Raw genomic sequence first — 22,822 nt, 5'->3', positions numbered from 1 at the left:
CCTCCTTAACCGGTGCTCGCCCGCTCTAGACGGCGAACGGCTCGAACACGGCCTGGTACTCCGGCATGATCCTGGCGCGCACGCGCGTGCCGTCCTCCACGTACTCGGTCGACAGCACCCGGCCGCGCTCGTGCAGCGCCGACACCAGATCGCCGCGGTCGTACGGGACGACCAGCTCCACCTCGACGGACGGGTCCGGCAGCAGCCGCGCGATCGCCGCGAGCACCTCGTCGATGCCCTCCCCGGTCCGAGCGGACGCGAAGATCGCGCCCGGCTCCAGTCCGCGCAGGACGAGCCGGTCGTCGGCCGGGATGAGGTCGGCCTTGTTGAACACCACGATCTCCGGGATGTCCCTGGCGCCGACCTCGCCGATCACGTCCCGGACCGTCGCGAGCTGCGACGCCGGGTCGGGGTGGGAGCCGTCGACCACGTGCAGGATGACGTCGGAGTCGGCGACCTCCTCCAGCGTCGAGCGGAACGCCTCCACGAGCTGGTGCGGCAGGTTGCGCACGAAGCCGACCGTGTCGGCCAGCGTGTAGAGGCGGCCGTCGGCGGTCACCGAGCGGCGCACGGTCGCGTCCAGCGTCGCGAACAGGGCGTTCTCGACGAGCACGCCCGCCTTGGTCACCCGGTTCAGGAGGCTGGACTTGCCCGCGTTCGTGTACCCGGCGATCGCCACGGAGGGCACCGAGTTGCGGTTGCGGTTCGCCCGCTTGGCCTCGCGCGCGGGCTTGAACCCGGCGATCTGCTTGCGCAGCTTCGCCATCCGCGAGTGGATGCGGCGCCGGTCGAGCTCGATCTTCGTCTCACCGGGTCCGCGCGAGCCCATGCCGGCACCCGCCCCGCCCACCTGGCCACCGGCCTGGCGGGACATCGACTCGCCCCAGCCGCGGAGGCGCGGGAGCAGGTACTCGAGCTGCGCGAGCTCGACCTGCGCCTTGCCCTCGCGGCTCTTGGCGTGCTGGCTGAAGATGTCGAGGATGACGGCCGTGCGGTCGACCACCTTCACCTTCACCACGTCCTCCAGCGCGCGCCGCTGACTGGGCGCAAGCTCGGTGTCGGCGATGACGGTGTCCGCGCCGAGCGCCCGGACGACCCCGGCCAGCTCCTCCGCCTTGCCGCGGCCGAGGTAGGTGCTGGGGTCGGGATGCGGCCGCCGCTGCAGGAGGCCGTCGAGCACCGCGGCGCCCGCGGTCTCGGCGAGGGCGGCGAGCTCGCGCAGCGAGTTCTCTGCGTCCTGCAGCGAGCCCTGCGAGTACACGCCGATGAGCACGACGTTCTCCAGGCGGAGCTGCCGGTACTCGACCTCGGTGACGTCCTCCAGCTCGGTCGAGAGCCCGGAGACACGGCGGAGCGCCGCACGCTCCTCGCGCTCGTACTGCTCGCCGTCGTGGCCGTCGCCGTCGGTGTCGCTGGACTGGAGCGCCTGGGCTCCGGAGCCGAACAGCGTCACGGTGGCGCGGTTCTGCTGGGTGGCGAGCACGCGCGCGACGACGTCGTCGACGGTGTGGTCTGCGGCGTGTCCGGCGGTCACTTCCGCGGTCTGCTCTTCGAAATCTGTTCGTTCGGTCATTCACTGTCCCCTGATCCAGGTGGGGTACACCCTAGTCTGTCTGTTCTGCCGTGTTTGTCTGATGGTCCGCGTCCTGTACGGTCCTCTATATGGCCAGCGGAGATCACTACTTCTCACCCGCTCCCGAGAGCGAATTGAACCTGCGGCCGTTCACCGCACGCCTGGCGGGCCAGACGTACGAACTGGTGACGGCGAACGGGATCTTCAGCCCCGAGCGCATCGACATGGGTACGCGAGTGCTCCTCGACCATGTCCCCTCCGCGCCGCCCGGAGGTCAGTTCCTCGACCTCGGCTGCGGCTGGGGGCCTCTGGCTCTCACACTTGCTCTCGAATCCCCTCATGCGACCGTCTGGGCGGTCGACGTCAACACCCGAGCGCTGGACGTGGTGCGCCGGAATGCGCAGAAGCTCGGTCTGACAAATGTTAACCCCGTGACGCCGGATGATGTTCCCGAGACGCTGGAATTCACCACGATCTGGTCCAACCCGCCCATCCGGGTCGGCAAGAACGAGCTGCACGACATCCTGCAGCGCTGGCTGCCGCGACTGGAGCCGGGCTCGGACGCCTGGCTGGTCGTGCAGCGCAACCTCGGCAGCGACTCGCTGCAGCGCTGGATCCAGGCGACCATGCCCGAGCTGACGACGACGCGCGCCGCAATCTCCAAGGGCTACCGCGTCCTCCGCACCCGCAAGCCGGCCGCCGCCTGACGCCTCAGGCGAGTTCGAGCGTGCCGGTGTAGACCAGCTCGGCCGGGCCGGAGAGGGCGACGTGCTCGCCGTCCTCCGTCGGGAACATCCGCACCCCCACCGTGCCGCCCGGGACCTCCACGCGCCACTGGTCGGGCGCGCCGGAGCCGGCCCAGTGCCGCACGGCCAGCGCCGCCGCGGCCGCGCCGGTGCCGCAGGAGAGCGTCTCGCCGCTCCCACGCTCGTGCACGCGCATCCGGATGCGGCCGACGCCGTCGCGCACCAGCGGCTCCTGCGGAACGACGAACTCGACGTTGGCGCCGTCCTCGGGCTCCGGCTCGATGTGCGGGATGTACGTGAGGTCGGCGGCCTCCAGCTCGGACTCGTCGGCGACCGCGACGACCACGTGCGGGTTGCCCATGTCAATGCCGAGCCCGGGGCGCGCGACCGGCAGCTCCTTGGCGCGCACCAGCGGCTCGCCGCCGTCGAGGCTCCACCGGCCGAGGTCGACCTGGAACCCTGTGAGGTTGCGCTGGACGTCGCGCACGCCGGAGCGGGTGCCGATCGGGAGGGTGTCTCCGTCGGCGAGCTCGGCGAGCCCGGACGCCAGCAGGTAGCGCACGTAGACGCGGATGCCGTTGCCGCACATCTCGGCGATGGACCCGTCGGCGTTGTAGTAGTCCATGAACCACTCTGCGCCGTCGTCCTCCGCGAGCGCCTCTGCGCCCTCCGGCAGGTGCGTGGAGCGGACCGCGCGGATCACGCCGTCCGCGCCGATCCCGTAGTGCCGGTCGCAGATCGCGGCGATCTGCTGCGGCGTCAGCGGCTGGCGCCCGTCCGGGTCGGAATAGAGCACGAAGTCGTTGCCGGTCCCCTGACCCTTGGTGAAGTGGAGCGTCGCCATCGCACCAGCCTATCGGCCGCCGGCTCAGTGGGTGCCGAGCGCGTCCAGGGCGGTGGCCGTCAGGTCCGGCTCGTCGTAGTCGAGCCAGTGGATGCCGGCGTAGCGCTTGAACCAGCTCACCTGCCGGCGCGCGTACCGCCGCGTGAGCTGCTGCGTCGCCGCAACCGCCTCCGCACGGGTCAGCTCGCCCTTCACCTCCGCGAGCGCCTGGGCGTATCCGATCGCGCGGCGGGCGGTCACCCCGTCCTCCAGGCCGAGCGGGATCAGCCGCCGAACCTCGTCGGTGAGCCCGTCGCGCCACATCCGCTCGACGCGCGCGTCCAGCCGGAGGACGAGCTCCTCGCGCGGCGCGGCGAGCCCGATCACGACGGTCGGCCGCCAGTACTGCGGCTCGTCCGGGAGGGCGCCGCTGACGGACTGCCCGGTGAGCTCGGCGACCTCCAGCGCGCGGACGATCCTGCGTCCGTTGGACGAGCCGATGCGCTGCGCGGCCTCCGGATCGACCTCGACCAGGCGCCGGAACAGCATCCCCGGCCCCTGTGCCGCGAGTTCAGCCTCCAGCCGCGCCCGGAGCTCGGGGTCGGTCCCCGGGAACCGGAAGTCGAAGATCACACTGGACACGTACAGCCCGGACCCGCCGACGAGGATGGGCGTCGCCCCGCGCCCGAGGATCTCCTCGATGACCCGCCGCGCCTCCGGCTGGTAGCGCGCGACGGTCGCCTCCTCGGTCACGTCGAGGACGTCGAACAGGTGGTGCGGGACGCCGCGCCACTCGGCCTGAGGGAGCTTGGCGGTGCCGATGTCCATGCCGCGGTAGAACTGCATCGCGTCCGCGTTGACGACCTCGGCGGCGCGGCCGCGCTCGCGCAGGGCCTCCGCGAGGGCGAGCGAGAGCTCGGTCTTGCCGGTGCCGGTGGCGCCGACGATGGCGACGATGGAGAGGGCGGGCGCGCTCAGCGCTGGCCGTCCGACGGGTCGTAGATCGGCATCGTGCCGACGCCCGGGGAGGTCAGCGGGTCGCGCGGGCGCAGCGTGGGCAGCCCGAGCGACACCCGGCCGGCCGCCTGCGCGCCGTCGCCGTGGGACGGCACCGCGCACGACTCGGCCTCCGCGCGGTCCCACGCGTCGCCCGCACGGGTGCGGCGGATGGCGAGGGGTGCGCCGTCGGCGCTGTCCGCGATCAGGTAGTGCGGCGCCGCCTGCGTGACCCGCACGGTGACCACGTCGCCGGGGCGCGGGACGTCCGAACCCTCCGGCAGCTCGAAGTGGACGAGGCGGCTGTCTCGCGCCCGGCCGCTCAAGCGGTGGGTGTCGGCGTCCTTGCGGCCCTCGCCGTTGGCGACCAGCAGTTCGACCTCACGCCCGATCAGGCGCTCGTTCTCCTCCAGGGAGATGCGCTCCTGCAGCGCGATCAGGCGGTCGTAGCGCTCCTGCACGACCTCCTTCGGAATCTGGTCGGCCATGTCGGCCGCCGGCGTCCCCGGGCGGATCGAGTACTGGAACGTGAACGCCGAGGCGAAGCGCGCCGCCTCGACCACGCGCATCGTCTCCAGGAAGTCCTCCTCGGTCTCACCCGGGAAGCCCACGATGATGTCCGTGCTGATCGCCGCGTCCGGCAGCTTGGCGCGAACGCGGTCGAGGATGCCGAGGAACTTCTCCGACCGGTACGAGCGGCGCATCGACTTGAGGATGCGGTCCGAGCCGGACTGCAGCGGCATGTGGAGCTGCGGCATCACGTTCGGCGTCTCCGCCATCGCGTCGATGACGTCGTCCGTGAACGCGGCCGGGTGCGGGCTGGTGAAGCGGATGCGCTCCAGACCGTCGATCTCCCCCGCCGCACGCAGCAGCTTGCTGAAGGCCTGGCGGTCGCCGAACTCGACGCCGTAGGAGTTCACGTTCTGGCCGAGCAGGGTGACCTCGATGGCGCCGTCCTCGACCAGCGTGCCGATCTCGGCGAGGATGTCGCCGGGCCGGCGGTCCTTCTCCTTGCCGCGCAGCGACGGCACGATGCAGAAGGTGCAGGTGTTGTTGCAGCCGACCGAGATGGACACCCAGCCCGAGTACGAGGAGTCGCGCTTGGTGGGCAGCGTGGACGGGAAGGTCTCCAGCGACTCCAGGATCTCGATCTCGGCTGCGTCGTTGTGCCGCGCGCGTTCGAGCAGGCCGGGCAGCGAGCCCATGTTGTGGGTGCCGAAGACCACGTCGACCCAGGGCGCCTTCTCGAGGATGACGTTCTTGTCCTTCTGGGCGAGGCAGCCGCCGACGGCGATCTGCATCCCCGCGTGACGGCGCTTGACGCCGGCGAGGTGGCCGAGGTTGCCGTAGAGCTTGTTGTCGGCGTTCTCGCGGACCGCGCAGGTGTTGATCACCACGATGTCCGCCTCCGCGCCGTCCGCCGGGACGTAGCCGGCGGCCTCCAGCGAGCCGCTGAGCCGCTCGGAGTCGTGCACGTTCATCTGGCAGCCGAAGGTGCGCACCTCGTACGTCCGCGGACGGCCGTCCTCGGTGAGGGCGGCCGGCGACGGCTCGAAGACGCGGGAGTGCTCGGCGGTGCTCAACTGGGCGGTCCTCAACTGGGCGGTGCTCGACTCGATGGTGCTCATGATGCGTACGATTCTACGTTCGACCGGGACCGGAATCGAACGACCGCCCGACCCCCGTTCGCGCCTATTGGAATCGCACTCCGCCGCGCCGCCCACGTGTGGCGAACGCCGCGTCCATCGCCTGCCGGACCACCGTGGAGTCGTAGCCCTTGCGCGCGAGGAACGCGTGCAGCCGCCGCCGCGCGGTCTCGTCGTCGTAGGACGAGAGCTGCCCGATCCGCTTGACGGCCAGCTCGGTCGCTCGCTCCACCTCGTCCTCGTCCGCGATGTCGGCGAGCGCCTCCTCGATCAGCTCGGGAGCGATGTGCCGCCGCTTCAGGTCGAGCTCGATCGCCGATCGCCCCAGTCCCTTCCGGCTGTGCTGCGTGAACGCCAGCGACGCCGCGAGCGACGCGTCGTCGATCACGCCCATCGCCGCGAGCCGATCGAGTTCGGGACCGAACACCTCCGGCGCGATCTCCCGCTTGGTGAGCAACTGCTCCAGTTCCCACCGCGACATCCCCCGCCGCGCGAGCTGCCGGATCGTGAGCCCCGACGCCTTCCGCGTCAGCCGCTCGGTCTCCTCGTCGTCCACGGACGCCATGCCGGTATCAAGCGCGGTCGTCGGGTCCGGCGAAGCACTGGCGTCGACCGCCCTGGACCGCCGAACAGGCTCACCCGCCCACGTGTTGTTCCACCGCTCGGACGCCTCATCGGAACCCGCAGCCGCCGACTCCTGCGCCCCCGGAAGCGCAGCCACCGGCCGCACCACGCTCGGCTCACCCGAACGCTCCCGTCGCGCCGACGACGCACGACGCAACGGCGTCACCGGAGCCACATGATCGACCCCGTCGCCCCCCGCACCCGAAGACTCAGAAGGAAACCTCACGACCACAACAGCCCCCTCCTCATTCTTCTCCCACTGATGCCAGTGCCGTCGTCAGCGCCGCCCGACTCCCGCCGAGCCGCGCCCTCACGCCCCCTTACGAGCCTGCAGTTTCTTCTCCAACGAGTCCACGTTGTCCGCCGGCGCCGCAGCCGCGTTCGGGTCCGCGATGACACCGAGCTTGATGAGGATCTTGTGCTCGATCTCCGCGGCGACGTCGGCGTTCGCGATGAGGAAGTTGCGCGAGTTCTCCTTACCCTGGCCGAGCTGGTCGCCCTCGTAGGTGTACCAGGCGCCCGACTTCTTGACGATGCCGTGCTCCACGCCGAAGTCGAGGAGGCTGCCCTCGCGCGAGATGCCGACGCCGTAGAGGATGTCGAACTCCGCCTGCTTGAAGGGCGGCGCCATCTTGTTCTTGACGACCTTGACGCGGGTGCGGTTTCCGACCGCCTCGGTGCCGTCCTTCAGGGTCTCGATGCGGCGGATGTCGAGTCGCACCGACGCGTAGAACTTGAGCGCCTTACCACCGGCGGTGGTCTCGGGGCTTCCGAAGAACACGCCGATCTTCTCGCGCAGCTGGTTGATGAAGATCATCGTGGTGTTCGTCTGGTTGAGCCCACCGGTGAGCTTGCGGAGCGCCTGCGACATGAGGCGCGCCTGGAGGCCGACGTGCGAGTCGCCCATCTCGCCCTCGATCTCCGCCCGCGGCACGAGCGCGGCCACGGAGTCGATCACGATCAGGTCGATGGAGCCGGAGCGCACGAGCATGTCGGCGATCTCCAGCGCCTGCTCACCCGTGTCGGGCTGCGACACGAGGAGGGCGTCGATGTCGACGCCGAGCTTGCGGGCGTACTCCGGGTCGAGCGCGTGCTCGGCGTCGATGAAGGCCGCGATGCCGCCGGCCCGCTGGGCGTTGGCGATGGCGTGCAGGGTCAGCGTGGTCTTACCGGAGGACTCCGGACCGTAGATCTCGACGATGCGGCCACGGGGCAGACCCCCGATGCCGAGGGCGACATCCAGAGCGATCGACCCGGTGGGGACGACCTCGACGGGGGCGCGCTCGTCGCTGCCCAGTCGCATGACCGAGCCCTTGCCGAACTGACGGTCGATCTGGGCGAGCGCGGTCTCGAGCGCCTTCTCGCGGTCTGCGGGTGATGGCATTGCGGTTCTCCTTCGTGGGCTTCGCTGACGAGTTCGACTGTATGGCCGACCGCCGACACTCCGGGTGTCGATCGACGGATCCGTGGACAACTCGTTTTCGATTGCTGCCTGTGCAGGAGTCTAGTCAGTTCCGAACATATCTTCGAGCGCGCTCACCGGCGTGTCGTCAGCGTTTCGGGGCGGGCATCCCGGCGCCGTACCAGTGCGACTGGGGCACGCCGGTCTCGCGGCAGAGCGCGAGCCACACCTCGCGCGCCGGGATGCCGGCCTTCAGCGCCTCCTGGGCCGTGCGTCCGCCGAGCTCGCCGAGCACGAGGTCGGTCAGCAGCGCCTGCCCGTAGCCCGAGCCGAACTCGTCGGTGACGGCGCGCTGGAACTCGCTCAACTTCATGGATTCACCTTAAACGAGGGGACGCCCCGCATCGTGCGGGGCGCCCTCGGAAATGTCGTGGATGTTCAGCGGGAGACGAGGTTCGCGTCCATGGCGGAGACGAAGTCGTCGGGGATGGTGTCGGGGATGACCGGCTCGAGGCCTTCGAGCACCGCGATGCGGTCGCCGACCTCGCGCATGATGACGGAGACCGGGGTCTCCAGAGCGTCGGCGACCGAGGCGAGGATCTCGCTCGACGCCTCCTTCTGACCGCGCTCAACCTCGCTGAGGTAGCCGAGGGCGACACTCGCCTTGCTCGCGACCTGGCGGAGGGTGCGGCCCTTCTGCAGGCGGAAGTCCCTGAGCACGTCGCCGATTTCCTGACGTACAAGAATCATTTCGGAGCCTCCTTCTTCTACCCTGCCGACGTATCGAATGGATGCCAACTGTACCGCATCCATGTCAGTCACGATATCCGCGACGACTGGGCTTTCGTTGTGAATGCAAGGAGTTGTAACCAGACGGAAACACCAGCTATTCCCTGGGCTGCGGCGGAGTCCGGAACCGCCCCCGAAGAGGTGTCAGCGCTCGGCGATCCCGAGCTCCACGGCCAGTTCGCGCACCGCCCGCGCGACCGTCTGCGAGCGGATCGACTGCCGCTCCCCCGCGAGCCGCAGCTCGACCGAACGGACTCCCGCCGCCGACGCGACACCGACGTAGACCGTGCCCACCGGGCGTCCGCCCTGGGCGTCGGGGCCGGCCACACCGGTCGTCGAGACGCCGAGGTCGGCGGGACGCCCGTCGACGGCGAGCCGCTCCCGCACCCCGGCCGCGAGCTGGCGCGCGACCTCCGGGTCGACCGGCCCCTCCCGCAGCAGGAGGTCGGCGTCCACCCCGAGCAGCGTGTGCTTGAGCTCGGTCGCGTACACGACCGCCGCGCCGAGCACGACCGCCGAGGCGCCGGGGACGCGGGTCAGCTCCGCCGCGAGCCCACCCCCGGTCAGCGACTCCGCGACGGCGATCGTCTGCCGGCGCTCGATGAGCGTGCGCACCACCCGGAAGGTGAGGTCGGCGGCGGCGACGTCGTCAGGCCCCGGCACGCTTGGCCCTCCGGCCGCGGTAGGCCTGCCAGAGATAGTCGAAGCCGGTCACGACGGTCAGGATCACGGCGGCGGTCATCAGGATGCCGTTCACCCAGAAGATCCAGTCGCCGAAGATCGTCCACAGCGGGAACAGCGCGAACGAGATGGCCACCGACTGCACGATGGTCTTGATCTTCCCGCCGCGGGACGCCGCGATGACGCCCTGCCGGATGACCACGAACCGGTAGACCGTGATCCCGATCTCGCGCACGAGGATGACGATGGTGACCCACCAGGGCAGCTCGTTCAGGATCGACAGCGACACCAGCGCCCCGCCGGTCAGCACCTTGTCGGCGATCGGGTCGAGCAGCTTGCCGAGGTCGGTGACCAGGTTGTTGCGCCGGGCGATCGCGCCGTCCACCCCGTCGGTGGCGATGGCGAGCACGAACAGCACCGCCGCCGTCCAGCGCAGCGGGCCGTCCTGGCCGTCGTCGGCGAGCAGCATCCAGACGAACACCGGCGCGAGGAGGATGCGCACCACCGTGATCAGGTTGGGCACGTTCCAGTTGCTCGCACGGTTCGTGCTGCCGTCCGCCGCGGCAGGCGGAGGCGTGTCGGGCACCGACATGCGGTCTACTCCCTGCCGGTCAGCTGCCAGGCGTCCTCGTCCGAGTCGCCGTCCTCTTCAGGATAGCCCTGGGTCATCTCCGCGACGGGGTCGGCTCCGTACCGGTCGCCGTCGTCGTGTGCCTCCGGGGCCGGCTGTCCTGCCTGCGCGGGCGCGGCAGCCGGACGCGACGGCGGCTCCTCCCCGCGCAGGCGCGCCAGCACCTGCGGGAGCTGCTCCGCCGTCGCGAGCACGTCGCGGGCCTTCGAGCCCTCGGACGGCCCGACGATCTCGCGGGACTCCAGGAGGTCCATGAGCCGTCCGGCCTTGGCGAACCCGACCCGCAGCTTGCGCTGGAGCATCGAGGTGGAGCCGAACTGGGACGACACGACGAGCTCGGCCGCCGCGAGCAGCAGCTCCAGGTCGTCGCCGATGTCGGAGTCGATCTGCTTCTTCTCGGCTGCCGCCGTGACGTCCTGCCGGTACTCCGGCCGCGCCTGGCGGGTGACGTGGTCCACGACCTTCTGGATCTCGTCCTCGTTCACCCACGCGCCCTGCACGCGCAGCGCCTTGGAGGCGCCCATCGGCAGGAACAGTGCGTCGCCCTGGCCGATGAGCTTGTCGGCGCCCGGCTGGTCGAGGATGACGCGCGAGTCGGTGACGCTGGTCACGGCGAACGCGAGGCGGGACGGGACGTTGGCCTTGATGAGACCAGTGACGACATCCACCGACGGGCGCTGCGTCGCGAGCACCAGGTGGATGCCGGACGCGCGCGCGAGCTGGGTGATGCGGACGATGGAGTCCTCGACGTCGCGCGGGGCGACCATCATCAGGTCGGCGAGCTCGTCGACGACCACGAGGAGGTACGGGTACGGCTTGAGCTTGCGCTCGCTGCCCTCCGGGAGCACGATCTCGTTGTTGACGACCGCCTTGTTGAAGTCGTCGATGTGCCGGAAGCCGAAGCTCGCCAGGTCGTCGTAGCGCATGTCCATCTCTTTGACGACCCACTGCAGCGCCTCCGCGGCCTTCTTCGGGTTCGTGATGATGGGCGTGATGAGGTGCGGGACGCCGCCGTAGATCGTCAGCTCGACGCGCTTCGGGTCGACGAGCACCATGCGGACCTCCGACGGCTTCGCGCGCATCAGGAGGCTGGTGATCATCGAGTTGACGAAGCTCGACTTTCCGGAGCCGGTCGAGCCGGCCACCAGGAGGTGCGGCATCTTCGCGAGGTTCGCGACCACGAACCCGCCGCCGACGTCCTTGCCCACGCCGATGGTCATCGGGTGGACGCTCTTGGCGGCCGCCGGGGAGCGCAGGATGTCGCCCAGCGAGACGATCTCGCGGTCGCTGTTCGGGATCTCGATGCCGATGGCGGACTTGCCCGGGATGGGCGAGAGGATGCGGACCTCGTTGCTCGCGACCGCGTACGAGAGGTTCTTGCTGAGCGCCGTGACGCGCTCCACCTTCACGCCGGGGCCGAGCTCGATCTCGTACTGCGTCACTGTCGGGCCGCGGGAGTAGCCGGTCACCTTGGCGTCGACGCCGAACTGGGTCAGCACCTCGGTAATCGCGGCGACGATCTCCTCGTTCGCGCTGGAACGGGTCTTCGCTGGCGTGCCCGCCGCGAGCATGGAGGCCGAGGGGAGGTTGTAGGGCGCGGTCGGCTGAGCGTCGCCCTCGTCGACCGCGACGGTCTCGTCGAAGTCGTCGGCGCCCGCCTGGAAGCCCGGCAGCACGGCGGGCGCGGTCAGCACGAGCGGCGCCGCGGCGGCGGTCGGCGGCAGCTCCCCGGTGAAGCGCTGCAGCACGGTCTCCGCGTTGGCCAGCTCGCTGAGCACCTCGGTGTTGTAGTGATCGCTCGCCGGGTCGGGCTCCAGAGCGGAGGCGAACTCGCCCTTGCCGCGCGCCGGGGCGCCGAACACCTCGGTGAGGTCGGCCGGGGCTTCGTAGTCCGGGTCCTCCTCGCGCTGGGACTTGTTGCGCCGCCACCAGGGCAGCGCGGTCTCGCCCTCCGGCTCGTCCAGCCCGTCGAGCTCGACCTGATCGGTGCGCTGGTTCTTGCGCTCGTCCCTGGCCTCCTGGCGCTCCTCCTCCGTGGGAAGCTGCGCGCCGAACAGGTAGGCGTACAGCTCGCGGATGCGCGCGGGCAGCTTGTTGGGCGGCGTCTTGGTGATGATGAAGAGGCTGAGGATCAGCAGCAGGATGATGACCGCCGCGGCCCCGTACGGCGTGATCAGCCAGGACAGCGGGGCGGCGATGAGCCAGCCGAGCATCCCGCCGGCCTGCGCCAGCGCGGCGACGCCGTCGGTGGGCGACGGGTGGTGGCTGAACAGATGGCAGAGCCCGGAGACCATCAGCAGCAGGATGCCGAGGCCGATCCCGATGCGGGTGTTGTCGTGCACGGAGCTGGGATGCCGGAACAGCCAGGCCGCGAAGACCACCATGATCACCGGGAGGGCGAACGAGACCCGGCCGAACAGGAGCCCGAACGTCCAGGAGTCGAGGGTGCGGGCCACCTGGTCGTTGATCAGGAACCACTCCACGACGACCCCGGCGATGGCGAGCAGCACCAGGAAGAAGGGGAACCCGTCGCGGCGCTCCTCCTTGCTCAGCTTCTCCGGCCCGAGCGCCCGGAACGCGCCACCGGTGAGGTGCGCCAGGCCCATCCAGGCGCGGGCGAGCGGACTCGGCGCGTCGTCGGCGGCCGGGTACGCGACGGTCTTCTGGTTCTGCGTCTTCGTCGGGGTCTTGGCGGCCGTCTTGCGCGCCGTCGAGCCGCCGCGACCGGACCCCCGGGCGGACGAAGTCGACTTGGTGCTCGTAGCCATAGGTTCAACGCTACTTCGGACCCCCGGCAGGGGGACGGATCACGCGCTGATATTGGGGAAAATCGGCGGTGGGGCGGGAGGTGTGAGGGACAGCTCAACAGCGCTTCCCGTCGTCAGTCGCGGTGGAGGGCTTCGGCGAAGATCTGGAGGTGCGTGCTCAGCACCTCCCGGCAGCTGCTGGCCCACTCGGCAGCGGCGCGTGCGTGCTGGCGTCGCTGGTCGCTCAGACGCTCGTCACCGGCGTTCTCGCCCTCGATCCGGATGATCGAGTCCTGGCATTGAAAGATCGCCTCGAGCAGAACGCCGGCCGACAGCTCCGGGTCGTAGCCGTCTGCGAACAGGCGCAGCCGCCGCGCTTGATCTACAACCGGCACGTTGCCCACGGCATAGATGCACCAGGTCCATCCCGCATACCCGACGTCCTCCATCGGGTCACCGGGATGGACGCTGTCCCAGTCGATCAGCGCCACCGGCATCCCCTCCGACATGACCACGTTGAACGGACCCGGGTCACCGTGGACCAGACACTCGGCTCCCGACGCGAGTGGGATGCCGCGGCTGAACTCGTGAAGTTCGCGCAGGATTCCTCCGAAGGCCGCATAACAGCGCTCGTCACGCTGCGAGGGGTGATCGGTGGTCGCCCCGGGGATGTAGGAGAAGGTGTCGCGGCCCTCTGCGTCGATGCCGAGGTAGGTGGGCGCCCAGGCGACGCCAGCCGTGTTCAGGGTGCGAAGAACCTCGCTCGCGAAGGTCGAACGATGGCCACGCGGGCGTCGGACGGTTTGGCCTGCTTTGACGACGCCGTCGGTCGTGTTGCCGCCGGCCAGCAACTCCTCCATCAGCCCCCGATCCTCGCCACGAGCAGATCAACCGGCTCAGCGCACCGCGCGCACCATCGTGTCGGCCGTGGCGCGCGACTGCACTGTCACATACCCCTCGCTCACGTAGAGCCGCTGGGCGAAGTTGCCGTGGTCGACACTCAGACTGAGGCGCGCCGCGCCGGAGGAGGCCGCGACGCGTCCGAGCTCCTGCAGCAGCGCGCGGCCGACGCCCTGCGCGCGCCACTGCGCGTTGACGCCGAGGGTCAGCTCGGGCACGCCGACGGCGACGAACCCCTTGCCGGGCTGGTCCGCCGGGAACAGCCGGGCCCAGCAGGCTCCGACGGCGGCGCCGTGCGCGTCCTCCGCCACGCAGCCGAAGTCCCCCGGCCGCTTCCAGCCGGCGACGTAGCGCAGGACGGTCGGGTCCTCCAGGACCGCGACGCGGGGACGGGCGCGGGAGACGTTCCAGTTCGCGGCCTCCACCAGCATGTCGGAGAGGACGCGCGCGTCCTCCCCGTTCGCCGGGCGGATCCGGAACCCTGTCATGGCTGAACGCTACTCGCCGGCGTGTTTCGTGCGGGTTACAGCGGCGGCCGTCAGTAGCGGATGGCGTCGATCACCTTGACGCGCACGGCCACGAGAGCCGGCAGCAGTCCCGCGAGCGCCCCCACCGCCGTCGCGGCCACCAGCCCGATCACGGCGGCCTCGACCGGGAACGGCGGCATGTCCGCGATCATCCCGTCGCCGAGACGCTCCTCCACCCACGGGTTCTTCACGACCAGGACCGAGAGCGCGACGCCCGCCGCCCCGGCCACGACTGTGGCCACGACGCTCTCCATCATCACCGCGAAGAACACGCGGGCGCCGGTCGCCCCGAAGCTGCGCCGCACCCCGATCTCCCGGATGCGGTGCCGCACCGTCACCATCGCGATGTTGACGAGCCCGAGCGCGCCGAGCAGCAGGATGAGCACGGCGATGCCGCCGACGCCCAGCTTGAGGGGAAGGAGGGGGTCAGAGTCCTCGTAGGCGAGGTAGTCGCTGCGATCGACGTTCACCATGCCTTTGCCGAGCGCCTGGTCGAACTCGGCGGTGATGGCTGCGACCAGTGGCTTCGCGACTTCCGGAGGCACCCACGCCTCCAGATACGGCGGCCCGAGGTGGGCGACCCCCAACCGGTCGACGCCGGAGTTCAGCATGATCGCCGTCGCGTCGTCGGGCGACTCCGGCGTCGTCACGATCCCGACGACGACCGCGGTGACCTTGCTGTCGCCCTTCAGGACGGTCGCGGTGGGGTGAGTGGCCAGCGCGGGCGAGCCGAGCCGCCGCCAGAACGCCTCGTTGACGATGATCGGCGGCGCGAGCAGTTGCTCGTCCGCCGACCGGAACCAGCGCCCCTCCTTCACGACGGTGCGGTGCATCGTCGCGTGGTCCAGATCGACCGTCCGGGCCGGCACCGACGTCACGCCGTCGCGGAACTGCACCGAGAGCGATGCGTCTCCCACCTTCGAGGCGTAACGGATGTCGTGACGCTTCAGGATGGTGGACCAGGCCTCGTCGACGCGCTCCTGGCTCGCGGCGTCCTCCCCGGACGGATGGACCGCGATCATGGCGGGACGACCGCCCCAGCGCTCGTTGCCCTCCCGCATCCGCTGCTCGACGATGCTCGCGAGCCCGACGACCGAGCTGAGCGCGCACACGGCGACTCCGACCCCGATCAGGGACAACAGCACGCGGGTGCGGTGGATGCGCACCTCCTGCCACGCCTCGACGATCGCGCCCCACAACGCGGCGAGCGCGTTCATGCCGTCACCGCCGAGCTCGCGGCGTGCAGGCGTCCGGCGTCGAGCCGGTAGCCGACCTCCGAGCGCGCGGCCACGGCCGGGTCGTGAGTGATGAGGACCAGGGCGGCGTCGTTCTCGGCGGCGACCTCCTCCAGGAGGTCGATGACGCTTGTGCCGGTCTCGACGTCGAGCGCCCCGGTCGGCTCGTCGGCGAGGATCAGCCGCGGCCCGCGCACGAGCGCCCGGGCGATCGCGACGCGCTGCTGTTCCCCGCCGGAGAGCACCTCGGGGAGGGAGCCGAGGCGGTGGCCGAGCCCGACGCGTTCGAGCATCTCGGTGGCGATGAGTCTGCGTTTCCAGAACCGCCGGCCGGTCGCATAGAGCAGCGGCGTCATCACGTTCTCGAGCGCCGTCCGGCCGGACAGCAGGTTGAACTGCTGGAAGACGAACACGACGTCGGCGCCGCGGCGCCGGTCGCGCTCGCGCCCGCCGATCCGCTCGACCGGGACGCCCTCGAACTCGAACTCCCCGCTGCTCGGAGAGTCGAGGAGGCCGAGGATGTTGAGCAGGGTCGACTTGCCCGACCCGGAGCGCCCGACGACCGACACCCGCTCCCCCGCCGCCACGACGAGGTCGACGCCGTGGAGGATGGTGAGCGGCTCGGCGTCGGGGACCTGCACCGTCTTGGTGACACCGCTCAGGCGGAGCAGCGCGCTCACCCTCGCGCGTCCGGGCCGGTGCAGACCATGCCGTTGCCGCTCGGCACGCAGCCGCCCTCAGGGGTCTGCGCGCCCGGCACGAACTGGAGCACGGAGTCGCCCTCCTTCAGCCCCTGCGTCACCTCGACGGAGGTGCCATCGGTGAGGCCGAGGGCGACCTCCACCTCGGCAGGGTCGCCGCCCTTCTCGTTCGGGACGTAGACGACACCCTTCTCCGCGGAGCCCTTGACGGCCGTGGTGGGCACGGTGAGCACGTTCTCGGAGCGGCCGGCGGAGATCGTGAGGTCGGCGCTCAGCCCGGCGAACACCGTGACCTCAGCAGGGACGGCGCAGCGCACGGTCGTGGTGGAGGTGCTGCCTCCGCCGGACCCGCCCTTTCCCGGCTCCGGGTTCGGGGCGGCGTTCGTCGCGGTCGCCGGCGGTGTCGTGATGGTCAGCCCGGTGCAGGTGAACGGGGCCGGACCGCCCTTGAGCGTGACGGTCGCCTCGCTCGGCCGGTTGATCAGGCGGTATTGCTGCTCGGCCGGAAGCGTGGCCGACACCGAGAAGGTCGGCGGCGCGACCGAGCCGACCGTGTCGCCGATCGCGACGCTCTGGCCCGCGAGCACCGAGAGCTCGCTCAGCACGCCCGCGATCGGCGCCGTGACCTCCGTGTAGCTGATGGCGGGCTTCCGCTCCGTGACGGTCTGCGAGCCGTCCGGCCCGGTCTCGACGACCGGGTCGCGCGGCGTCTCGACCTTGATGTCGAAGAGCACGGCGCCGGCCTCGACAGGCGAGCCGACCGTGGCCTGGACCTTGTTGACGGTTCCGGCCGCGGTCGCGCGCGCCGGGACGGCGTCGTCGGCCACGACCGACCCGGTCACCGTCACGTCGTTGACGATCGTGCCGGTCGTCACGGCGGCGACCGGATCGGTCAGCCGGCCGGTCGGCGTCGCCGGATCGGCGGCGGTGGACTCCCCGCTCGGGAAGAACGCCAGCTTCACCAGCGCGACGGCGATCGCCGCGACAAGCGCGATTCGGATGACCGGGAAGACCCAGCGTCGCATGACCCCCACATGCAGCCTTTCGTTCGCGTGCGCCGACCCCCGGCGTCACGTGACTTCCATCTTACATGTAGGGGGTGATACTCCGGACTAGGCCTCGATGACGAGCGGGACGATCATCGGCCGGCGACGGTAGCTGGTGTTCACCCAGCGCCCGACCGTGCGACGGACCACCTGCGAGAGCGCGTGCGAGTCGCGGACGCCGTTGTGGGCTGCGTCGGCGAGCGCCGCCGCGATCTTCGGCTTGACGGCGTCGAACACTGCGTCGTCCTCGGCGAACCCGCGGGCGTGGATCTCGGGGCCGGTGACGATGCGGCCGCTGGCGGCCTCCACGACCACGATGATCGAGATGAAGCCCTCCTCGCCGAGGATCCTGCGGTCCTTGAGGTCGGCGTCCGTGATCTCGCCGACGCTGGAGCCGTCCACATAGACGAAACCGAGGTCGAGCTGGCCGACGACGCGCGCGACGCCGTCGCGGAGGTCGATGACCGTGCCGTCCTCCGCGATGATCGTGTTCTCCTCCGGCACGCCGGTGTCCATCGCGAGCCGCGCGTTGGCGACCAGGTGGCGGTACTCGCCGTGCACGGGCATGACGTTGCGCGGCTTCAGGATGTTGTAGCAGTAGAGCAGCTCGCCCGCGGCCGCGTGGCCGGAGACGTGGACCTTGGCGTTGCCCTTGTGGACGACGTTGGCGCCGAGCTTCGTCAGCCCGTCGATGACCCGGTAGACCGCGTTCTCGTTGCCCGGGATGAGGCTGGAGGCCAGGATCACGGTGTCGCCGTGGCCGACCTCGATCTGGTGGTCGAGGTTCGCCATCCGCGCGAGCACGGCCATCGGCTCGCCCTGGGAGCCGGTCGACATGTAGACGATCTCGTCGTCCGGGAGGTCGGCGGCCTTCTTGTAGTCGATGAGCACGCCTTCCGGCACCTTGAGGTAGCCGAGCTCGGCGGCGATGGTCATGTTGCGCACCATCGAGCGGCCGAGCAGCGCGACGCGGCGGCCATTGGCGGCGGCGGCGTCGAGGACCTGCTGCACGCGGTGCACGTGGCTGGAGAAGCTCGCGACGATCACCCGGCGCGGAGCGCGTGCGATCACGTTGTCGAGCACCGGGCCGATGGAGCGCTCCAGCGGGGTGAAGCCCGGAACGTCGGCGTTGGTGGAGTCGGCCATGAACAGGTCGACGCCCCGCTCGCCCAGGCGGGCGAAGGCGCGCAGGTCGGTGATCCGGTCGTCCAGCGGGAGCTGGTCCATCTTGAAGTCACCCGTGTGCAGCACCGTGCCCGCGGGCGTGGTGATGGCGACGGCGAGCGCGTCGGGGATGGAGTGGTTGACCGCGACGAACTCCAGGTCGAAGGGGCCGAGCTGCTCGGTGCGGCCCTCCTTGACCGTGAGCGTGTACGGCTGGATGCGGTGCTCCTTGAGCTTCGCCTCCACGAGCGCGAGGGTGAGGCCGGAGCCGATCAGCGGGATGTCGGCGCGCAGCTTGAGGAGGTACGGCACCGCGCCGATGTGGTCCTCGTGGCCGTGCGTCAGCACCACGCCGAGCACGTCGTCGAGGCGGTCGCGGACCGGGGCGAAGTCGGGCAGGATCAGGTCGACGCCCGGCTGGTCCTGCTCGGGGAACAGGACGCCGCAGTCGACGATGAGGAGCTTGCCTTCGTATTCGAAGACGGTCATGTTGCGGCCGATCTCGCCGAGACCGCCGGTGGGGATGATTCGGAGCGTTCCCGGTTCGAGTGCCGGGGGCGCGGAGACGAGGTTGGGCATCTGCCCTCCAATGTTCAGGTGTGTACGTGCGTCCGGGCGTCGTGCCCGGGGTGGAACCGGCCGCGGTGCGGCCCTAGCGTGTGGCGCCGGCGATCTTGGGCAGCGCGCCGCCGGCGGCGGCATTGCGATCGGGGCGGAAGTTGCGGAAGTCGGCGCCCGGGATGTCGCGGACGAGGTCGAGCTCGTCCTCGATCTGGGCGGCCTCCCACTCCTCCGGGCCGACCAGCGGGAGGCGGACGCGCGGGCTGGAGATGCGCCCGAGCCCGTGCAGGATGTACTTGGCCGCGACGGTGCCGGGGACGTGCGTCATGACGGCGCGGACCAGCGGCTCCAGCTTCTGGTGGGCGGCCGTGGCGGTGGCCAGGTCGCCGGCGTTGACCGCGTCCACGATCTGGCGGTACGGGGTCGCGGTGATGTTGGCCGTGACGCCGATGAGGCCCGTGGCGCCGATCGCCAGGTGCGGGAGGACGTTGGCGTCGTCGCCCGAGAAGTACATGAGGTCGGTCTGGTTGAGCACCCGGCTGACCTCGCTGAAGTCGCCCTTCGCATCCTTGATGGCGAGCACGTTGGGGTGCTTGGCGATGCGCAGGATGGTCTCGTACTTGATCGGGACGCCGGTGCGGCCCGGGATGTCGTAGAGGATGACCGGCAGGTCGGTGGAGTCCGCGATCATGCGGAAGTGGGTGAGGATGCCGGCCTGCGTCGGCTTGTTGTAGTACGGCGTGACGATCATGACGCCGTCCGCGCCGGCCTTCTCGCTCTGCTTGTAGAGCTGGATCGCGTGCGCGGTCTCGTTGGAGCCGCCGCCGGTGATGATCTTGGCCCGGCCGCCCGCGACCTCCTTGCCGACCTCGACCAGGCGCAGCTTCTCGGCGTCGGTGAGGGTGGAGGTCTCTCCCGTGGTGCCGGTGACGACGATGCCGTCGGCGCCGGCGACGATCACGTCGTCCATGTGCTTCTCCACGCCGGCCCAGTCGACCTCGCCGTCGGCGGTGAAGGGCGTGACCAGGGCGACGAGCACCTGGCCGAAGGGATTAGCGGGAGCAGCCATGGGATCAAGGCTATCGGGTCGGGCCAGGCGACCGCCTCCCCGCCGGCCGATCTGTGGAGAGCTCGTGCTGCGGCGGGGTCTGTGGAGGACAACCTCCGTCATGTTCGTTCACACTGCCTTCAGAGGACCGCACAGCGCGCGTATCGTCACGCTCACCATGTCCGCACCCTCCGCCCTCCTCGTCCTGCTCGGACTGGTCGCCGTCGCCACGGCGGCCGGCGTCCTCTGGCGCGCCCGCACCGGCCGGGTCCGCTCGACGCGGGCCGACCGCGTGACCGCCGCCGAGGTGGGTGCATCCGGGCTCGGCTCCCGCGCGACGCTCGTCCAGTTCTCCACCGCCTTCTGCGCCCAGTGCCCGTCGACCGCGCGCGTGCTGCACGGCGTCGCGGGCGAGCACGACGGCGTCGAGCACCTCGACGTCGACCTGACCGTCCGTCCGGAGCTCGCCCGCAGGTTCGGCGTGCTGCAGACCCCGACCACCCTGCTGCTCGACGCCCGCGGCACCGTCCGCGGCCGCATCGCCGGGGCCGCGCGGCCCGGCGACGTGCGCAGCGCCCTCGACCGCATCCTGACGGAGTGACCATGACCGACGCCCCGAAGTCCCCCGCCACCGGCATCGACCCGCGCTCGCCGCGCTTCGGTGCCGCGATCACGGCCGTCCTGCTGCTGATCGACCTCTTCCTCGCCCTCACCGGCGCGACCGTCGCCGCCGCGGTGCTGCTGCTCCTGATCGCCGCCCTGTTCGCCTGGGGAGCGTTCGCCGGCGTGCGCCGCCATCCGTACGGCCTGCTGTACCGCGTCGCGGTTCGCCCCCGGCTAGCGCCGCCGACCGAGCTGGAGGACCCGGCCCCGCCGACGTTCGCGCAGGCCGTCGGGCTGGTGGTCACCGGCCTCGGCCTCCTCCTGTTCGTTCTCGGCGTGCCCGCCGCACTGCCGATCGCGGCCGCTCTGGCGTTCGTCGCGGCCTTCCTGAACGCCGTGTTCGGGTACTGCCTGGGCTGCCAGATCTACCTGCTGCTCGTGCGGGCCGGCGTCATCCGGAGGCGGGCGACAACGGCCTGAGGACCGAAACCGGGAATCCCCCGGACGGGGGTCGACGCGTCGGACCCCGCAAGTAGTCTGGTCGGACCGCGCGCATTCAGTGGCGGGAACAATCAGGAGGTCTCATGGCAGTCACCAGCGAATCCACCACGGTCTGGACCGGCGATCTGAAGTCCGGTTCGGGGACGGTCTCGCTCGACTCGTCGGGAGCGGCGACGCTCTCGGTGAACTGGAAGGCGCGCTCGGAGGGCGGAGCGGAGACCTCCACGCCGGAGGAGCTGCTGGGCGCCGCCCACTCCGCCTGCTTCTCGATGGCGTTCTCGAACGTCCTCGCGGCCTTCGGCACCGCGCCGGAGAGCATCCGCACCACTGCCGCGGTGACCTTCGACCCCGCGGAGGGCATCACCGGCAGCCACCTCCTGGTCGAGGCGACCGTTCCGGGGCTCGGCGAGGAGGACTTCCAGCGCCTGGCCGACGAGGCCAAGCGCACCTGCCCGGTCTCGCGGGCGCTCGTCGGCATCCCGATCACGCTCGAAGCCACGCTGGCCTGAGCCGGACGGGACCTGAGTCCATGCGCGTGCTCGTGGCCGGCGCGTCCGGTATGATCGGCACCGAGCTCGTCCGCGCGCTCCGGGCGGAGGGCCACGACGCCCTCCGCCTGGTGCGACGGGAGCCCGCCGCCGCGGACGAACGCGCGTGGGCACCCTCGGCGCGGAGCATCGACCTGCGGCTGCTGGACGACGCGGACGCCGTGGTGAACCTCTCGGGGGCCTCCCTCAACCGGCTGCCCTGGACGGCCGCGCACAAGCGCCGCATCCTCGACTCCCGCCTGGCCGCGACCGGCACCCTCGCGGACGGGATGCGCCAGGCCGCGAACCCGCCCGGCGTCTTCCTCAGCGGCGCGGCGGTCGGGTACTACGGCGACCGGCCGGGGCAGACCCTGACCGAGGACTCCGCCAAGGGCACCGGGTTCCTCTCGGACGTGGTGGAGGCCTGGGAGACCGCGGCGCACCTCGCGCCCACCGGGACCCGCGTCGTCACCCTCCGCACCGGCGTCGTCGTCGGGCCCGGCGGCGCGATGGCGCCGTTGCTGCCGCTGGCGAAGCTCGGGCTCCTCGGACCGATCGCGGGAGGCCGGCAGCACTGGCCCTGGGTGAGCCTGCACGACGAGGCGGCCGCGATCGTCCACCTGCTGACCTCCGGCCTGAGCGGGCCGGTGAATCTCGTCGGCCCGGAGCCCGCCACCGCCGCCGAGGTGCTGCGCGCGCTGGCGACGGCGGTGCACCGGCCGTACGGCCTCCCGCTGCCGCGGCCGGTCGTGACCCTCGCGCTCGGCGAGGCCGGTCGCGAGCTGCTGCTCGCGGATCAGCGGGTGCTGCCGCAGCGACTGCTCGCCGACGGGTTCGCGTTCCGCGACGCGACCGTGCAGGAGGCGATGGCGCGGCTGGTGGAGCGGGCCTAGCGGGCCGCGCGCTCCTGCGTCCGGTACAGCCCGATCGCCTGCCGGAGTGCGGCGCGCGCCCGGCGGCGGTCGCCGCTCGCGTCGTAGGCGAGCCCCAGCCGGAACCACGCCCGCCAGCTCTCCGGCGACGCCTCCACCTCCGCCTTGAACTGCGGGAACTCCGCGTCGGCGGCGTCCCGCAGCGGACGGCCGGAGGCACGGTGCGGGAGGTCGTCCACCGGCAGCGTCCCCTCGGCCGCCATCAGCTTGACCAGCTTCTCGGTGCGCAGGCCGAACAGCAGCTCCCGGATGAGCGCCCAGGCGGCGACGAGCCCGATCACGATCAGGGCGACGCTCATCGCGATGCCGACAGCCGACCCGGAGGCGAACAGCAGCACGGCGCGCTGGAAGACCAGCACGAGGTACACGACGAGCAGCAGCGCCATGAACAGCGCCGAGAGACGGTTGCGCATCGGGAG

General features: G+C 70.9%; 24 protein-coding genes. 5 read left to right on the top strand and 19 right to left on the bottom strand.

Translation table 11 applies throughout. From position 1 onward, the window contains the following. Positions 1-25: 25 nt before the first annotated feature. Positions 26-1,573, bottom strand: a complete 1,548-nt coding sequence (gene hflX / locus ABCS02_RS05700; RefSeq protein ID WP_345834626.1) for a GTPase HflX — start codon at positions 1,571-1,573, stop codon at positions 26-28. Between the two features lie 89 nt (positions 1,574-1,662). Between hflX and ABCS02_RS05695 the strand changes: the two genes are divergently transcribed. Then, positions 1,663-2,280, top strand: a complete 618-nt coding sequence (locus ABCS02_RS05695; protein ID WP_345834625.1) for a methyltransferase — start codon at positions 1,663-1,665, stop codon at positions 2,278-2,280. Between the two features lie 4 nt (positions 2,281-2,284). On the opposite strand, the gene dapF is transcribed toward ABCS02_RS05695, so the two are convergent. The 17 genes from dapF to dapA all read right to left on the bottom strand — a co-directional run bounded on the left by dapF (position 2,285) and on the right by dapA (position 19,861). After that, positions 2,285-3,163, bottom strand: a complete 879-nt coding sequence (gene dapF, locus ABCS02_RS05690; RefSeq protein ID WP_345834624.1) for a diaminopimelate epimerase — start codon at positions 3,161-3,163, stop codon at positions 2,285-2,287. Between the two features lie 24 nt (positions 3,164-3,187). Then, positions 3,188-4,120 carry a tRNA (adenosine(37)-N6)-dimethylallyltransferase MiaA gene (gene miaA / locus ABCS02_RS05685; protein ID WP_345835175.1) on the bottom strand — a complete coding sequence of 311 codons (933 nt, stop codon included), beginning with the start codon at positions 4,118-4,120 and terminating at the stop codon, positions 3,188-3,190. Further along, entirely contained in the window at positions 4,117-5,766 is a 1,650-nt protein-coding gene (miaB, locus tag ABCS02_RS05680) for a tRNA (N6-isopentenyl adenosine(37)-C2)-methylthiotransferase MiaB (protein ID WP_345834623.1), read from the bottom strand. Before miaB ends, miaA begins: the two co-directional genes overlap by 4 nt. A gap of 64 nt (positions 5,767-5,830) precedes the next feature. Beyond that, positions 5,831-6,349, bottom strand: a complete 519-nt coding sequence (locus ABCS02_RS05675) for a regulatory protein RecX (RefSeq protein ID WP_345834622.1) — start codon at positions 6,347-6,349, stop codon at positions 5,831-5,833. A gap of 369 nt (positions 6,350-6,718) precedes the next feature. Continuing rightward, on the bottom strand, positions 6,719-7,792 hold the full coding sequence (recA, locus tag ABCS02_RS05670) for a recombinase RecA (protein WP_345834621.1): 1,074 nt from the start codon (positions 7,790-7,792) through the stop codon (positions 6,719-6,721). 166 nt (positions 7,793-7,958) lie between these two features. After that, positions 7,959-8,183 carry a DUF3046 domain-containing protein gene (locus ABCS02_RS05665; protein ID WP_345834620.1) on the bottom strand — a complete coding sequence of 75 codons (225 nt, stop codon included), beginning with the start codon at positions 8,181-8,183 and terminating at the stop codon, positions 7,959-7,961. 65 nt (positions 8,184-8,248) lie between these two features. Next, a complete protein-coding gene (locus ABCS02_RS05660; protein ID WP_345834619.1) occupies positions 8,249-8,560 on the bottom strand; it encodes a helix-turn-helix transcriptional regulator in 312 nt (103 codons plus the stop codon). 183 nt (positions 8,561-8,743) lie between these two features. Next, positions 8,744-9,217, bottom strand: coding sequence for a nicotinamide-nucleotide amidohydrolase family protein (locus ABCS02_RS05655; RefSeq protein ID WP_345835174.1), 474 nt, complete (start codon positions 9,215-9,217; stop codon positions 8,744-8,746). Positions 9,218-9,248: 31 nt separating this feature from the next. Beyond that, the gene (gene pgsA, locus ABCS02_RS05650; protein ID WP_345834618.1) at positions 9,249-9,872 is read right to left on the bottom strand and encodes a CDP-diacylglycerol--glycerol-3-phosphate 3-phosphatidyltransferase; all 624 of its coding nucleotides are present in this window, start codon (positions 9,870-9,872) and stop codon (positions 9,249-9,251) included. Positions 9,873-9,877: 5 nt separating this feature from the next. Continuing rightward, the gene (locus ABCS02_RS05645; protein ID WP_345834617.1) at positions 9,878-12,679 is read right to left on the bottom strand and encodes a DNA translocase FtsK; all 2,802 of its coding nucleotides are present in this window, start codon (positions 12,677-12,679) and stop codon (positions 9,878-9,880) included. 113 nt (positions 12,680-12,792) lie between these two features. Beyond that, on the bottom strand, positions 12,793-13,518 hold the full coding sequence (locus ABCS02_RS05640) for a phosphotransferase (RefSeq protein WP_345834616.1): 726 nt from the start codon (positions 13,516-13,518) through the stop codon (positions 12,793-12,795). Positions 13,519-13,554: 36 nt separating this feature from the next. Continuing rightward, positions 13,555-14,046 (bottom strand): GNAT family N-acetyltransferase, encoded by a 492-nt coding sequence (locus ABCS02_RS05635; protein ID WP_345834615.1) that lies wholly within the window; start codon positions 14,044-14,046, stop codon positions 13,555-13,557. A gap of 50 nt (positions 14,047-14,096) precedes the next feature. Next, the gene (locus tag ABCS02_RS05630; protein ID WP_345834614.1) at positions 14,097-15,302 is read right to left on the bottom strand and encodes an ABC transporter permease; all 1,206 of its coding nucleotides are present in this window, start codon (positions 15,300-15,302) and stop codon (positions 14,097-14,099) included. Then, the gene (locus ABCS02_RS05625; protein WP_345834613.1) at positions 15,299-16,000 is read right to left on the bottom strand and encodes an ABC transporter ATP-binding protein; all 702 of its coding nucleotides are present in this window, start codon (positions 15,998-16,000) and stop codon (positions 15,299-15,301) included. Before ABCS02_RS05625 ends, ABCS02_RS05630 begins: the two co-directional genes overlap by 4 nt. Beyond that, positions 15,997-17,046, bottom strand: coding sequence for an efflux RND transporter periplasmic adaptor subunit (locus ABCS02_RS05620; protein ID WP_345834612.1), 1,050 nt, complete (start codon positions 17,044-17,046; stop codon positions 15,997-15,999). The genes ABCS02_RS05625 and ABCS02_RS05620 overlap by 4 nt, the downstream gene beginning before the upstream one ends. 87 nt (positions 17,047-17,133) lie before the next feature. Beyond that, the gene (locus ABCS02_RS05615; protein WP_345834611.1) at positions 17,134-18,810 is read right to left on the bottom strand and encodes a ribonuclease J; all 1,677 of its coding nucleotides are present in this window, start codon (positions 18,808-18,810) and stop codon (positions 17,134-17,136) included. A gap of 73 nt (positions 18,811-18,883) precedes the next feature. Next, on the bottom strand, positions 18,884-19,861 hold the full coding sequence (dapA, locus tag ABCS02_RS05610; RefSeq protein ID WP_345834610.1) for a 4-hydroxy-tetrahydrodipicolinate synthase: 978 nt from the start codon (positions 19,859-19,861) through the stop codon (positions 18,884-18,886). A gap of 157 nt (positions 19,862-20,018) precedes the next feature. On the opposite strand from dapA, the gene ABCS02_RS05605 reads away from it, so the two are divergent. From ABCS02_RS05605 to ABCS02_RS05590, 4 genes are all read left to right on the top strand, one after another. Then, positions 20,019-20,441 (top strand): thioredoxin family protein, encoded by a 423-nt coding sequence (locus ABCS02_RS05605; RefSeq protein ID WP_345834609.1) that lies wholly within the window; start codon positions 20,019-20,021, stop codon positions 20,439-20,441. A gap of 2 nt (positions 20,442-20,443) precedes the next feature. Then, positions 20,444-20,923 (top strand): DUF4395 domain-containing protein, encoded by a 480-nt coding sequence (locus tag ABCS02_RS05600; protein WP_345834608.1) that lies wholly within the window; start codon positions 20,444-20,446, stop codon positions 20,921-20,923. Between the two features lie 104 nt (positions 20,924-21,027). Then, positions 21,028-21,453 carry an OsmC family peroxiredoxin gene (locus ABCS02_RS05595; RefSeq protein WP_345834607.1) on the top strand — a complete coding sequence of 142 codons (426 nt, stop codon included), beginning with the start codon at positions 21,028-21,030 and terminating at the stop codon, positions 21,451-21,453. 20 nt (positions 21,454-21,473) lie between these two features. Next, positions 21,474-22,364 (top strand): TIGR01777 family oxidoreductase, encoded by an 891-nt coding sequence (locus ABCS02_RS05590; RefSeq protein ID WP_345834606.1) that lies wholly within the window; start codon positions 21,474-21,476, stop codon positions 22,362-22,364. Here the strand turns inward: ABCS02_RS05590 and ABCS02_RS05585 are convergent. Continuing rightward, a complete protein-coding gene (locus ABCS02_RS05585) occupies positions 22,361-22,816 on the bottom strand; it encodes a hypothetical protein (RefSeq protein WP_345834605.1) in 456 nt (151 codons plus the stop codon). The two genes, ABCS02_RS05590 and ABCS02_RS05585, sit on opposite strands and share 4 nt — an antisense overlap. Positions 22,817-22,822 lie beyond the last annotated feature (6 nt).

It is taken from the genome of Microbacterium sp. X-17 (assembly GCF_039615055.1).
The sequence above is the reverse complement of the archived record's forward strand: the minus strand, read 5'-3'. Positions and strand labels throughout refer to the sequence as shown.